This window comes from Hwanghaeella grinnelliae, from assembly GCF_004005845.1.
Lineage (GTDB): Bacteria > Pseudomonadota > Alphaproteobacteria > UBA8366 > Aestuariispiraceae > Hwanghaeella > Hwanghaeella grinnelliae.
In genome coordinates this window covers 826,922-841,094 of the sequence record NZ_SADE01000002.1, presented here as the reverse complement: position 1 = coordinate 841,094, position 14,173 = coordinate 826,922, and the positions used below count along the sequence as shown (strand labels likewise).

General features: G+C 58.8%; 11 protein-coding genes. 8 read left to right on the top strand and 3 right to left on the bottom strand.

Annotated features, from left to right (window positions below):
* Nucleotides 1-120: 120 nt before the first annotated feature.
* Nucleotides 121-771: a uracil phosphoribosyltransferase gene (gene upp / locus EOI86_RS14595; protein WP_127765906.1), complete on the top strand. Its 651-nt coding sequence runs from the start codon at nucleotides 121-123 to the stop codon at nucleotides 769-771.
* A 129-nt stretch (nucleotides 772-900) separates the two neighbouring features.
* Nucleotides 901-1,407: a DUF2937 family protein gene (locus tag EOI86_RS14590; RefSeq protein ID WP_127765905.1), complete on the top strand. Its 507-nt coding sequence runs from the start codon at nucleotides 901-903 to the stop codon at nucleotides 1,405-1,407.
* 56 nt (nucleotides 1,408-1,463) lie between these two features.
* Here the strand turns inward: EOI86_RS14590 and EOI86_RS14585 are convergent, their stop codons facing one another.
* Together EOI86_RS14585 and EOI86_RS14580 are read right to left on the bottom strand one after the other, a co-directional pair.
* The gene (locus tag EOI86_RS14585; RefSeq protein WP_127765904.1) at nucleotides 1,464-3,026 is read right to left on the bottom strand and encodes a SulP family inorganic anion transporter; all 1,563 of its coding nucleotides are present in this window, start codon (nucleotides 3,024-3,026) and stop codon (nucleotides 1,464-1,466) included.
* Nucleotides 3,027-3,640: 614 nt separating this feature from the next.
* Entirely contained in the window at nucleotides 3,641-4,402 is a 762-nt protein-coding gene (locus EOI86_RS14580) for a crotonase/enoyl-CoA hydratase family protein (protein WP_127765903.1), read from the bottom strand.
* Nucleotides 4,403-4,609: 207 nt separating this feature from the next.
* Between EOI86_RS14580 and EOI86_RS14575 the strand changes: the two genes are divergently transcribed.
* The 3 genes from EOI86_RS14575 to EOI86_RS14565 are packed head-to-tail and all read left to right on the top strand — an operon-like array spanning nucleotide 4,610 to nucleotide 8,440.
* On the top strand, nucleotides 4,610-5,806 hold the full coding sequence (locus tag EOI86_RS14575) for a 3-hydroxybenzoate 6-monooxygenase (RefSeq protein WP_127765902.1): 1,197 nt from the start codon (nucleotides 4,610-4,612) through the stop codon (nucleotides 5,804-5,806).
* 36 nt (nucleotides 5,807-5,842) lie between these two features.
* Entirely contained in the window at nucleotides 5,843-6,607 is a 765-nt protein-coding gene (locus tag EOI86_RS14570) for a crotonase/enoyl-CoA hydratase family protein (RefSeq protein ID WP_127765901.1), read from the top strand.
* A 9-nt stretch (nucleotides 6,608-6,616) separates the two neighbouring features.
* A complete protein-coding gene (locus EOI86_RS14565; RefSeq protein ID WP_127765900.1) occupies nucleotides 6,617-8,440 on the top strand; it encodes a feruloyl-CoA synthase in 1,824 nt (607 codons plus the stop codon).
* On the opposite strand, the gene EOI86_RS14560 is transcribed toward EOI86_RS14565, so the two are convergent.
* A complete protein-coding gene (locus EOI86_RS14560; protein WP_127765899.1) occupies nucleotides 8,437-8,955 on the bottom strand; it encodes a MarR family winged helix-turn-helix transcriptional regulator in 519 nt (172 codons plus the stop codon). The two genes, EOI86_RS14565 and EOI86_RS14560, sit on opposite strands and share 4 nt — an antisense overlap.
* 285 nt (nucleotides 8,956-9,240) lie before the next feature.
* On the opposite strand from EOI86_RS14560, the gene EOI86_RS14555 reads away from it, so the two are divergent.
* The 3 genes from EOI86_RS14555 to EOI86_RS14545 are packed head-to-tail and all read left to right on the top strand — an operon-like array spanning nucleotide 9,241 to nucleotide 14,065.
* A complete protein-coding gene (locus EOI86_RS14555; RefSeq protein WP_127765898.1) occupies nucleotides 9,241-11,019 on the top strand; it encodes an N-acetylglutaminylglutamine amidotransferase in 1,779 nt (592 codons plus the stop codon).
* A gap of 41 nt (nucleotides 11,020-11,060) precedes the next feature.
* A complete protein-coding gene (gene ngg / locus EOI86_RS14550) occupies nucleotides 11,061-12,851 on the top strand; it encodes an N-acetylglutaminylglutamine synthetase (RefSeq protein ID WP_127765897.1) in 1,791 nt (596 codons plus the stop codon).
* 20 nt (nucleotides 12,852-12,871) lie between these two features.
* Nucleotides 12,872-14,065 (top strand): osmoprotectant NAGGN system M42 family peptidase, encoded by a 1,194-nt coding sequence (locus tag EOI86_RS14545; RefSeq protein WP_240035679.1) that lies wholly within the window; start codon nucleotides 12,872-12,874, stop codon nucleotides 14,063-14,065.
* Nucleotides 14,066-14,173: the final 108 nt, after the last annotated feature.

The window sequence follows — 14,173 nt, the reverse complement described above, 5'->3', positions numbered from 1 at the left end:
TGGGTTCCGGTACTTGGCGCGGACGGGATGGCACGATATTGTGCCCCCGCCATACGGACAATTCTGAACCTTCTCCGTACCCGGTTTCGCCAAACGCCAAATATCACGAGAGCGCCCGCCATGCCGAGCCACCCCGACTTCCCGAATTTGCGCGTCCTGGACCATCCCCTGATTCAGCACAAACTGACTTGGATGCGGCGCACGGATACGCCGACCTCCATGTTCCGGGGATTGTTGAAGGAAATATCTCTACTGATGGGGTATGAGATCACCCGCGAAATTCCCTTGAAAACAACCCGGATCGAAACGCCGGTTGCGCCAACCACCGCGCCGGTCCTGGCCGGACGCAAGCCGGCTATCGTATCGGTTCTGCGTGCGGGCCTAGGCATGGTCGAAGGCCTGCGGGAATTGATGCCCGGCGCCCGCGAAGGGCAGATCGGCTTGTACCGCGATCCCGAAACCAAGCGTCCGGTTGAATATTTCGTGAAACTGCCGGAGCCGGAGGGAAGGCTGTTCATCCTTTGCGACCCGATGCTCGCAACCGGCCATTCCGGCGCTTATGCGGTGGACGTCCTTAAAAAGGCCGGTGTCGAAGGTCAGAACATCCGCTTCATGGCCCTGGTCGCCGCGCCTGAAGGCGTGCAGGTCATGCTCGACCGACACCCCGATGTGCGCATCTACACCGCCGGGCTGGACGAGTGCCTGAACGAAAAGGCCTATATCGTGCCGGGACTCGGGGATGCGGGCGATCGGATATTCGGAACGAAATAGGGGTTTGCCCTGCCGGACGGAACGAACCGGCTCTTTGCCAAGCCGTCCACAGCAGGGTATGACCGAAGCAATGCAAAACCGGCCGGGACAGTCACGACAAACCCGGCCCGACAACCACCCGGGACCTTCATGCGCCGCTGGATTCTGATAGCTTTCGGACTATTGTGCGCCGCTGCCCTGACGCAGGTTCCCGCCTTTCATCAACAATACATGCAACGCCTGGGCGGCCATGTGGACGAATTGGCTGCGCAGGTTTCCGCCATCGACGAACGCGCGGAAAATGTGGGCAAGCTTCGCTATGACTACATCCGCGACTTGATCGGCAATGCCGATGCGTCCGCACGTCAGGAAGGCGAATACCTGCTGGAACTGGTAACCCGGCATGTGACCCTGCGAAATTCCCTGCAGCGGCTGGAAAATATGCCGATGCTGTATCTTGGCGGGGCGCTGCTGCTGGAATGCGATCCGAAAATCGCAATGGCCACCCTAAAGGCCCTGAAGCCCGCCGTTCCGTTGACTATGGCGGGCGTCGGCTATGGCGTCGCCGGGTTTTTTATCGGCTATTTGGGTTTGATCTTCCTGATCAGCCTGTTCCATTGGCGGAAAGTTCCGGTGAAAGAGCCGGAAGCCCAATAACCCTGTTCGAAAAATCTATCCGAAAACCCTGACTCACACCCGAATTCGGGTCCGGATCAATGCCCCCCTGCGAAAGCGCCGGTCTTGACCGAATAGTCGACCGCCAGCTCGTAGTCGGGATCATCTTCCGAATCGACCATCAACTGCCCAGCACGCTGCAGCAGCCGATGGCAATCGTGTGACAAGTGGCGAAGTTGCAGGGTCTTACCCAGCGCCTCGTATTTCACGGCAAGATCTTCGATCGCCTGCAGAGCCGACTGATCAACAACACGGCTGTTCGCAAAATCGATCACCACGGTTTCCGCATCGGTTTCAGGATGAAACAGTTCCGCGAACCCATCCGTCGACCCGAAGAAAAGCGGCCCTTCGATCTGATAGACCGTGACCCCGTCCTCCGTCGTTTTGACCGAGGCGTGGATACGCGTGGCATTGTTCCAAGCATAAGCAAGGGCGGAGACAACCACACCGACCACCACCGCAACGGCAAGGTCGCTCATCACCGTCACCACGGTGACGAGAACCATCACTGCCGCATCCATCCAAGGAATGCGCCGGATGATCGTCAGGCTGCGCCAGGCGAAGGTACCGATGACGACCATGAACATGACCCCGACGAGCGCTGCGAGCGGAATCTGCTCAATCAGGCTGGAGGCGACCAGGATGAACAGCAACAGGAAAATCGCGGCCGAAATGCCCGAGATCCGCGTCCGGCCGCCGGATTTCACATTGATCATCGACTGGCCGATCATGGCACAGCCGCCCATGCCGCCGAAGAAGCCAGTGACCGTATTGGCCAGGCCCTGGGCAATGCATTCCTTCGACGCCCCGCCCCGCTTACCGGTCATTTCACCGACAAGGTTCAAGGTCAGAAGGCTTTCAATCATCCCGATCAGGGCCAGAATGACCGAATAGGGCAGAATGATCTCGAGTGTCTCCAGGGTCAGCGGCACCATCGGGATATGGAACATGGGCAATCCCCCTTCGATGGAGGCAAGGTCGCCCACCCGCGGGACGCCGATGTCGAAACCGATGACAATGCCCGCCACGATGACAATCGCGGCCAAGGGCGCGGGAATGGCGTTGGTCAATTTCGGCAAACCCCAAATCACCGCCATGGTAAGCGCCACCAGGCCCAACATGGTGGCCAAAGGCCAGCCGGTCATCCAGACCATGCCTTCATCCGGATCGGGAACCTGGAACTGGCTGAGTTGGGCCAGGAAAATGACAATCGCCAAACCGTTTACGAACCCCAGCATGACCGGATGCGGTACCAAACGGATGAATTTTCCCAACCGGAAGATCCCGGCCAAGAGCTGCAGAATCCCCATCAGCACGACGGTGGCGAACAGGTATTCCACGCCATGATCGGCGACCAATGCCACCATCACCACGGCCAGCGCGCCCGTCGCCCCAGAAATCATGCCCGGCCGCCCACCGAGCACGGCGGTGATCAGCCCAACGATAAAGGCGGCGTAGAGGCCGACCAACGGATGAACATTGGCGACGAACGCAAAGGCGATCGCCTCAGGCACCAAGGCCAGTGCAACAGTAAGGCCGGAAAGAATGTCAGTCTTCGTCTGGCTGATCGTAATATCGGAAATGAGACAGATTCCTTGCAAATCTTAGGGAGCGGGTGCGCGAATTCTGATCCGCCGCAACCCAATTTCTATCGCCCATTAAAATTGATTGCCCACAATACCGGGGACGCGTCCGTCCGGCCAGCAACCCGGTTATAACGGCCATATGTTGCATTGCAACATGATTTGTTCATGTGTCGGCGCGGTATTCGGCCGGCGGAAGGGTCTTATTGTGCAGCGCCCAGTCCGTCGTAACCGAACGGTTGGCCGTCAATTGGGTTGGCCGTGTTTACCCTTGCGCCCTTATCGACAGGAACCGTATTTGGCGCCCTCCGCTGTCCAGGCCCTTGCCCTCATAGACAGGATCCCGCGAAACAAGTGTCATGGTGCTTTCCGCCCTGATATCCCCGGCACATGACATGGTCCATGTCGCGTCGGTTTCGCCGGCAAAGTCGAGCATGCCCTTGCGGCGCCACCGTCCGGCTCCCACCCATGGTCTGGCAAGCGGTCAGAAGAAGTCCCACGACAACAACCCAACCCAGATGCATTCGGCGCCTCCCTCACGGCCACCGGAATCCTCTTCTCGACGTTTGATTTTGCGCTATGGCGAATAGAACGCTCAACCGTCCCCACACCCGATGGTTGGCGATCTCCAGTTAAATCTCTGCAAAATCTCCACCGCGGCCTTTTCCGCCCGCGAAACGCGAAGCGCCGCTGACCGCGTCACTGTCAAAGGAGTGGCGGCCGATTTCGGATTCGAACCGCAAAGCCTCCGCTTCCGGCAGGGACCATTGTTTGAGAGCACTGGCGCGATCGTTGCGCAGACAGGTTTGCGGGAAGGCCGCCAGTTGCGCCGCAATTTCGACCGCGGCGTTCAGAGCCTCTCCCTTTTCAACCACGCGATTGGCCAAACCGAAGTTCAAGGCTTCCGCCGCCTCTACGGGGCGACCGGTCAAGATCATGTCCAAGGCACGCGATTGCCCGATCAACCGCGGCAGGCGGACCGTCCCGCCATCAATCAACGGAACACCCCAACGGCGGCAATAAACCCCGAATACGGCCCCCTCGCCCGCGACACGCATGTCGCACATCAAGGCAAGTTCGAGCCCACCGGCCACGGCGGGGCCCTCGACCGCGGCAATCGACGGCTTGCTGAGTGAGAGCCATGTCGGCCCCATCGGGGCCTCTGGGGCGATTTCCCGCCCAACTGCAAGGGATTTCAAGTCATAACCGGCACAGAACACGCCATCCGTGCCGGTTAGGATATGGACGAAGACGTCATCATCTTTTTCACCGGCTTCGAACGCCGCCTTTAAGGCGTCCGCCGTGTCCGGGTCCACGGCGTTGCGCGCCTGCGGCCGGTTTATAGCGATCAGGTTGATCCGGCCGCGTCGTTCTACCAGTACGTTTTCTGTCATTTTTCTTCTCTACCGTGATCTTGCCGGAGCGAAAAATTACCATAACGCGCATTCAGGGGCGGGTGAAAGCTGCCTGTGCCGCACAAATATTGTTTGGGTAGGGAACAATTTTGGCCGCCTCCGCCCTTGATGGCTGGGTCGGACAGGGTAGGCTCTGGTCCAACGAATTTCCGGTGTCGAGTTCCGGTCAGTCAGGAGGAAAATTTCATGACGCAGGACGCCCCCATTATCATTGCCGGCGGCGGCATCGGCGGCTTGGCGACAGCCATAGGCCTGGCCCAGAAGGGGTTCCCCTCCATCGTCCTGGAAAAGGCGCCGGAACTGGGCGAAATCGGCGCGGGTATTCAGTTGGGCCCAAACGCGTTCCATTCCTTCGACTTCCTGGGGGTAGGCGACGCAGCGCGCAGCATGGCTGTCTATATCGACAGCTTACGCCTTATGGACGCGATCAGCGGCGACGAGATCACCCGCGTTCCGCTCGACGATGCCTTCCGCACCCGGTTCAAAAATCCCTACGCGGTTGTCCATCGCGGCGATCTGCACGGCGTTTTTCTACGCGCCTGCCAGGAACACGACCTGGTCGAACTTCGCACATCAAGTGAGGTTGTGGACTATGATCAGGACGGAACCAGCATTTCTGCGATCTTGGCCGACGGGTCACGGGTCACCGGCAAGGCGCTGATCGGCGCGGACGGGTTGTGGTCCAACATTCGCCCGCGCATCGTCGGTGACGGAAAGCCACGCGTGTCCGGCCACACCACCTATCGGTCCGTCATCCCCACCGAAGAGATGCCGGAAGACCTGCGGTGGAACGCCGCCACGCTCTGGGCCGGACCGAAATGTCATATCGTTCACTACCCGCTGTCGGGCTGGAAGGTATTTAACCTGGTCGTTACCTATCACAACGACGCACCGGAGCCGGTTGCCGGCAAACCGGTCAGCCATGATGAAGTTCGCCGTGGCTTCGAGCATGTGAACCCGATCGCCCGGCAGATCATCGAAAAAGGCAAGGACTGGAAACTCTGGGTTCTGTGCGACCGCGACCCCGTCATGAATTGGGTCGACGGCAGGGCCGTCCTGTTGGGCGACGCGGCGCATCCGATGATGCAGTACCTCGCCCAAGGGGCCTGCATGGCGATGGAAGACGCCGTCTGCCTGGCAGCCGAAATGGAGGCCGGCAATGGCGACATCGAAAAGGTTTTGCCTGCCTATAACCTGAAACGTCGTACACGCACGGCGCGCGTACAGTTGCAGTCGCGCGCTATTGGTGACCACATCTATCACCCAGCCGGGGCGCATGCTGAACTACGCAATCAAATCATGCGGACAAAATCGGCCGAGGATTGGTACGACGTGGTTCAGTGGCTTTATGGATCCACCGGATTGGACGGCAGCGTCACCTGACCGGACGCCCGTCGATCAACCGAAGAGAGAAAATCAATGTCGGACATTTTGCTTGTAAGGATGGAAGGGCCGATCGCCGTCCTGACCATGAACCGACCGGAAAAACGCAACGCGATGTCCGACGCGCTGATACGGGAAATCGACGCGTTTTTTGCGAAACCGCCGGCGGAAGCGAAGGTTGCCGTCATCACCGGTGAGGGCGGGCATTTCTGCGCCGGGCTCGACCTGTCGGAACATGTGGAGCGCGACGCCGAACAAGCAATCCACCATTCCCGTTGGTGGCACCGGATCATGGATGGCATTCAATTCGGCGGCCTACCCGTCGTCTCGGCCTTGTCAGGCGCCGTAATCGGTGGCGGCCTTGAACTGGCGACCGCAACCCATGTCCGCGTCGCGGAACCGTCGACAATTTTTCAACTGCCCGAAGGACGGCGCGGAATCTTCGTCGGCGGCGGCGCGTCGGTCCGCGTCGGGCGAATTCTGGGCGCCGACCGTATGACGGAGATGATGCTGACCGGCCGAAAATATGGCGCGTCGGAAGGCGTCTCACTCGGTCTGGCACATTACGCGGTCGGTGAAGGGGAGGCTTTTGCAAAATCCATGGAATTGGCGAAGACGATCGCGTCCAACGCCCCTTTGTCCAACTACATGATGATACAAGCGCTTTCGAAAATTGAGGATATGGGCAGATCGGACGGGCTGTTCACGGAAAGCCTCTGCGTCGCGCTGGCCCAGACCAGCCCGGACGCGATCGAAGGACTGCGCGCCTTCTTGCAGAAGCGGGATCCGGACTTTCGGTAGGATCGCGGCATGACCAATCACATCCCCCATTCTGTCTTGAGAGAGAACCGCGCGGATGGATCGATCCTTCTGCGCTCGTCTGTTCCCTTGGGGCCTGTCGCGCGCAATGTGGGCGAATGGTTGGACCACTGGGCGACGGCGGCACCGGATCGTACTTTCATCGCGGAACGGAATGCGGCAGACCCCGATGCCGGTTGGCGCGAGGTCGGCTATGCTGAAATGCGCCATGCCGTTCGTGCCGTCGCTGCGGCCTTGCTTGAACGCGGCCTTGGCCCGGATAAACCGGTCCTGATCCTATCCGGCAACGGGGTCGACCATGCCATCCTTGCACTGGCCGGGCACTATGTGGGCATTCCTGTTGTTCCCTTGGCCGATCAATATTCCCTAATCCCAGGTGCACACGACCGGTTACGTTATGCGGCCCGGAAGGTTCATCCGGGCCTTGTCTTCGCCGATGACGCCGCAGCCTTTGGCGAGGCGCTTTCACTGGATGTGTTCGCCGACTTGGAAAAAATCGCCGTCCGCACCGACGGCGCGCCCGTTGCGGTGACCCCCTTCGACGCTCTGCTTTCCGCGCGCTGCGACGCCACCGTTGACGAGGCCCATTCTGATGTTGGGCCGGAGACCTTGGCCAAGATACTCTTTACCTCGGGATCAACCTCCAATCCCAAGGGCGTGATGACGACCCATGGGATGCTGACCACCAACCAAGCGCAATTGAGCGCGACCCTGCCGATGCTGTCCAAGCGCCCACCGAAAATTCTGGATTGGCTTCCCTGGAACCACACCTTCGGCGGCAGCCATAATTTCAACCTGATCCTGGCCAATGGCGGCAGTCTGTATATCGACAACGGCCGCCCTATGGGGAATGCGGCGGAACGGAGCATCCGGAACCTGCGGCAGCATCCGGGCACGCTGTCCTTCAACGTGCCGGTCGGCTTTTCCATGCAGATTGAAGCAATGCGCCGTGACCCTGATTTGCGGAAAGCCTATTTCGAAAATCTGGATTTCGTTTTCTACGCCGCCGCCTCACTCCCCATGGAAACCTGGCGCGCGATTGAAGACTTCGCCCGTGAGGTTCGCGGCGAAGTTCCGCTAATGATTTCCGGTTGGGGGCTGACCGAAACCGCGCCCGCCGCCGTCATGGTTCACGAACCAGTCGATCGGTCGGGAATCATTGGCGTGCCTTTGCCCGAGGTCATCCTGAAACTGCTGCCCTTAGGCGAAGGACGATACGAAATTCGCCTTAAGGGCGACAACATCATGCCTGGCTATTACAGGGATCCAGCGAAAAGCGCTGACGCCTTCGACGAGGAAGGGTTCCTGATCACCAATGACGCCGTACGTTTCGTCGACAGCGACGACCCCAACCGCGGCCTTGTTTTTGATGGTCGGATCACGGAGGACTTCAAACTTTCGACCGGAACTTGGGTTCGGGCGTCGAACCTTAGGCTTGATCTATTGAAAAGTTTCTCATCCATCGCAAGCGATTTGGTAATCGCAGGACACGATCGTGATGAGATAGGATTACTGCTTTTCGGCAATAAAGCGGAGCTAGCCTCAGCCGGCATCATCTTCGAAACAGATGATCTTGTGCTGCAGGGGGAACAGCTTAACGCTGCGGTCGAATCAATCCTCGCCAAGGTCAACAAAACGGCAACGGGCTCATCAACACGGATCACCCGGGCCGTCGTGATGGCCGAACCGCCATCGGTAGCCGATGGCGAGATAACCGCAAAAGGCAGTTTGAACATCCGGAAAATTCTGGACCGCCGCGCGGCTCTGGTCGAACGGCTATTCGACGATACCGACCCCGCCGTGGCGCACGGTTAATACGCTTTGTTGCCGCCAGCGGCCGGGGCGTCAACGTCCAGTATCGGCGCCGCATCCAGGTCGCTGCCGCCCAGAAGCGCTGCAACGTCATCCAGTGTCGCGATCATTTCCATCTGCCGTTTTGCCGATAAACCGGCAAAGGCTTCGATGAACTTTTCGTGTAACAAGGGAGGCGCCTTCTTAAGCGCCTTGCGACCGGCAGCGGTCAATTTCGCATGGACGATACGCCGGTCCCGGTCACTGCGATAACGCTCGATTAAGCCGCGTTGCTCCAGCCGGTCGAGGATGGTGGTGACGGTCGCCTGACTTAGCGAAACGGCGCCGGATAATCGGCCGGTCGTCACCTCACCAAGGTCGCGGATCGACTGAAGGACCATGACCTGAGGTGTCGTCAGGCCCGACGACTTCGCGATCCGTTTCGACTGCAAATCGATGGCACGGATAATGCGGCGCAACGCGACAAGCACGTCATGCGTTGTATCTGTGTTGGTTTCTTTCCTCGCCACGGCACGCATTGGCCAACACTCTTTCTGTATTCTTTTTATGGGCGTTGTTTTTCAGGTCGTGTTGTGGCGGCAGACTGTATTGAACCGGAGGTCCAGGTCAACAATTGTTTACAGGACTAAACTTTTGACAACGAAACTTTCGGTGTGTATGAAACGGGCTCGCAAATGGAAATCGCCCTTGACCCGGCCAGGCTTGACGCCGAGGCCCCGGTGGGTGTCGTCGTGTGCCTTTCGTATCAACCAGTTGAGGCCGACGCTTAGCATTTACATAAACGGAAAACGGTAAAAGATCCTATGTGTGGAATATGCGGCGAAGTAACCTTCGACGGCAGTTCGGCGTCCCTTGGCGCCATTGAAAAGATGATGGATGTGATGGTGCCGCGCGGCCCCGATTCCGGCGGCGCCGTGCTGCGTGGGCGCGGTGCGTTAGGGCATCGTCGGTTGAAGATCATCGACCTATCCGACCGTGCCGAGCAACCGATGGTCGACTCCGATCTGGGGCTGACCGTGGCGTTCAACGGCTGCATCTACAACTATAAAGAACTGCGGGCCGAGCTTGAAGGCAAGGGCCACCGCTTCTTCTCCCACGGGGATACGGAAGTAATCTTACGGGCTTATGCCGAATGGGGAACCGATTGCGTTTCCCGCTTTCACGGCATGTTCGCCTTTGCCGTATTCGAGCGCGACACAGGGCGTCTGATTCTGGCGCGCGACCGCCTGGGCATCAAACCGCTTTACCTCACCGGCAACCCGGAACGCGGGCGCATGCGGTTTGCGTCGTCCCTGCCGGCCCTTCTGGCCGCGGGCGATGTCGACACGGCGATCGATCCGGTTGGACTGCATCACTATATGACGTTCCATGCAGTCGTCCCGCCCCCCCATACGATCCTGCGTGGTGTCAAGAAACTGCCGCCCGCAACGATTTCAATTTTCGAAGCCGACGGCCGGCGGAAAGATCATGTCTATTGGGATGTCCGTTTCAGTCCGACGGCGGAAGAGACCAACTATTCCGACGAGGATTGGCGCGACCGTGTCATGGAAGCCCTGCGCCTTGCCGTCAAACGCCGCATGGTGGCCGATGTGCCGGTCGGCGTCCTGCTCTCCGGTGGGGTCGATTCCAGCCTGATTGTCGGCTTGCTTGCGGAAGCCGGGCAGGAAGGGTTGAAAACCTTTTCCGTCGGATTCGAAGAAGCGAATGGCGAGAAGGGCGACGAGTTCCAGTATTCGGACCTGATCGCCAATCACTTCTCAACCGATCATTCCCAAACTTTTGTTAAATCTGACCGTTTGCTCGAAACATTGCCCAAGACTTTCCAGGCAATGTCCGAACCAATGGTCTCTTACGACAATGCGGGCTTCTTCCTTTTGTCGGAACAAGTGTCCAAACATGTGAAAGTCGTGCAAAGCGGCCAGGGTGCCGATGAGATTTTCGCGGGTTATCACTGGTATCCGCCGATGATGCAGTCGAACGACCCAGCCGGCGACTACGCCGGCGTCTTCTTCGACCGCGACCAAAACGAATATGCCAAGGCAATCGCCGCGAAGTATGTCGAGAAAGACTATAGCCGTGCGTTCGTCGCGGAACACTTTGACCGCCCTGGCGCGGATGCCCCCATCGACAAGGCTTTGCGCATCGATACGACCGTGATGCTGGTAGACGATCCGGTAAAGAGGGTCGACAACATGACCATGGCCTGGGGTCTGGAAGCCCGCGTCCCCTTCCTTGATCATGAGTTGGTCGAACTGGCGGCGCGCGTTCCACCTGAGCTGAAACTTCGCGACGGCGGCAAGGGAATTTTGAAGGACGTCGCCCGCCAGGTGATCCCAAGCGAAGTGATCGACCGCCCAAAGGGCTACTTCCCGGTTCCCGCCCTGAAGTATATCGATGGGCCTTATCTTGACTATGTGCGCGATGCACTGTCGTCGAAAGCTGCGCAGGAACGAGGGCTTTTCAATCAAGCCTATTTGGACACCCTGTTGGAAAACCCGACCGAACACATCACGCCCTTGCGGGGGTCGAAATTGTGGCAAGTGGCCCTGCTTGAAATGTGGCTGCAGACACATGGCATCTAAGACATCGAAGTCCCATGACCGACTTACAGGACGTACATGATATGGTGACGAAGAAAGGGTCTGACCTGACCGGGACGAGACTGCATCTCGCCTCGCTCAAGAACTGGGGCGAACCGCCCACGCCCAACAATGACGATGACGTTAAGGAGAACGTCAGCGTCGATTGCGGCTGGGGTCGTCTTATCTTCGGGCAAACCTTCACCAGCGCCAAAGCCTTGGCTGAAATGGTGCAGGACGAAGGAACGAACCGGCGCGACGTCGCGTTTTATGTGCGTGAGCCTCACGTGGTCCTCGCCACCGCGCCGCAGGTCTTGTTCCTGGACCCGTCGCATACCTTCCGCCTGGGATTGACTGGTGAGATCGCAGCCGAAGCCCCTGTGGACGGTATTCGCATTCGCCCAGCCGAACCGGGTGACGAGAAGAAGGTGAACCGCCTCTACCGTGCCTGGTCCATGGTCCCCGTCGGCGATGCGTTTTTTGCCCGCATTCAGAACGACCCATCCTTGAAGGTCCTCGTCGCGGAAGATCAACCGGCGGATGGCGGAACCGGTGAGGTCGTCGGCGTGGTCATGGGCGTAGACCACAAAGCCGCCTTTAACGATCCGGACAACGGCTCCAGCCTTTGGGCCCTTGCGGTTGATCCGCAAGCAAAAAATCCGGGCATCGGCCGCGCCTTGGTGATGCATCTTGCCGGCCTGTTCAAGGAAGCGGAACGCAGCTTCATGGACTTGTCGGTGATGCATGACAACAAGGAAGCAATCTCTCTTTACAGAAAATTGGGTTTCGAGCAAATCCCCGTCTACACCATTAAACGCAAGAACCCGATCAACGAGAAGCTTTTCGTCGGGCCGACGGAAGAGAGTGGATTGAATGTTTATGCGCGGATCATCGTCAACGAAGCGAAGCGCCGTGGCATTCTTGTAGAGATCGAGGATGCCGATGCCGGTCTATTCCGCCTTACCTATGGCGGGCGGTCAATTGCCTGCCGCGAAGCCTTGAGCGAATTGACCACCGCGGTCGCGATGAGCCGTTGCGACGACAAGGCGGTGACCCGGCGGCTGCTGAGGAATGTCGGCTTGCGCGCACCTGACCAAATATCCGTCGCGCCGGATGACAGCAATGCCATTCCCTTCCTCGAAAAACATGGAAGGGTCGTTGTGAAACCCGCCAGCGGCGAACAAGGGCATGGCGTCGCCGTCGACCTGACAACGGAGGAAGAAGTTCTACAAGCCATCGCCTATGCGCGCGCAATGTGCGACCACGTCATCATAGAAGAGTTCGTGAAGGGACAGGACCTTCGGATCATCGTGATCGACGAAGAAGTTGTCGCCGCCGCTGTGCGCCGCCCACCCGTCATACGGGGTGATGGGGAACATACGATCGATGAATTGATCGCCAAACTGAGCCGACGCCGTCGCAATGCGACCGACGGTGAAAGTGAAATTCCGATGGATGACGAAACCGAACGCTGTGTCCGTCTTGCCGGATACACAATGGGCGACGTCCTACCGCAGGACGAGACGCTCGCCGTCCGTAAAACCGCCAATCTGCATACCGGCGGAACCATCCACGATGTGACCGACGAGCTTCATGTTTCACTGCGCTCGGCGGCAATTGAAGCGGCCCGCGTCCTGGACATTCCGGTCGTCGGCTTCGATTTCATGGTAACGGACCCGGCGCAACCGGGTTACGCAATTATTGAGGCGAACGAGCGGCCGGGCCTGGCCAATCATGAGCCGCAGCCGACAGCGGAGAAGTTTATCGACCTGCTTTTCCCACAAACGCGGTCGACATCCGCCAAGACCGGCACCCGCGCTTTCGAAGAAAAATAATCATCGAAACGGAGAGAACCGTGACTGAAATTCAACCGCTGACACCGGAACTGCTGAAAGCCAGCAAGAAGGGCCGCGACTGGGACTTGGACCTGGACTATATGACAGATGTCCTGCACCAGTTGCTGACCACCCCAAGTCCCAGCGGCATGACAGACGCCATCGTCAACTTGGTCTGTGGCATGTTGGACGACCTGGGCATTGAATACGAATTGACGCGGCGGGGCGCGATCCGCGCCACCCTGCCCGGTGTATCGAAAGCCCCCGACAGAGCCATCGTCGCCCATTTGGATACCCTGGGCGCCATGGTGAAGAACCTGAAGAGCAACGGCCGTTGCGAGGTTGTTCCCATCGGGCATTGGTCGGCCCGCTTCGCTGAAGGCGCGCGTGTCACCATCCATTCCGAACTGGGTCAGCATCACGGAACGATCCTGCCGCTGAAGGCGTCCGGTCATACCTACAACAAGGAAATCGACACCCAGCCCAGCGACTGGAGCAATCTTGAAATTCGCGTCGACCGGCGGATCCATTCGAAGCAGGACCTGATCGATCACAGCATCAATATCGGCGATACGGTCGTTGTTCATGCCAACCCGGTTTTTTCGGACGACGGATTCGTCTGCTCGCGCCATCTGGACGACAAGGCGGGTGTGGCCGCGCTGTTAACCGCCGCGAAAGCCATCGTCGATGGTAAGTTCAAACTGCCGCTGGAATGCCACATCCTGCTGACGATTTCGGAAGAGGTCGGTGTCGGTGCCTCCCATGTGCTGCATGGTGACGTTGCCGAAATGGTGTCCATCGACAATGGCACCATCGCGCCGGGTCAGAACACCTGCGAATATGGCGCCACCATTTCCATGCAGGACATGGCCGGTCCTTTCGACTGGCACCTGACCCGAAAACTGTTAACGCTGGCCAAGGCCTTCCAGGTCGAGCACAGCCGCGACGTCTTCAAATTTTATCGCTCTGACGCCGCCGCGGCGTTGGAAGCGGGCAACGATATCCGCACGGCATTGGTCTGTTTCGCCTGCGACGCCAGCCATGGCTGGGAGCGCACGAATCTGGCGTCTCTGGAATCAGTGGCGGACTTGATGGTCGCCTATATGCGCAGCCCGATCTTATTCGAGCGGGATGAAATGGCGCTTGGTCCGAAAGAGGATTTCCCGGTCGCGGTCGTTGCGTCCGAAACGGAAGATGCCTACGGCGAGGATTAGGTCGTGTCCTGATAAAACCGGATATTGTGCAGTGCATCAGGTGACCGGGGCGACACGAACCTTATCCGCATTGCAGCTTGATGGCTGGCGAATTGCCGCTACGCTCGC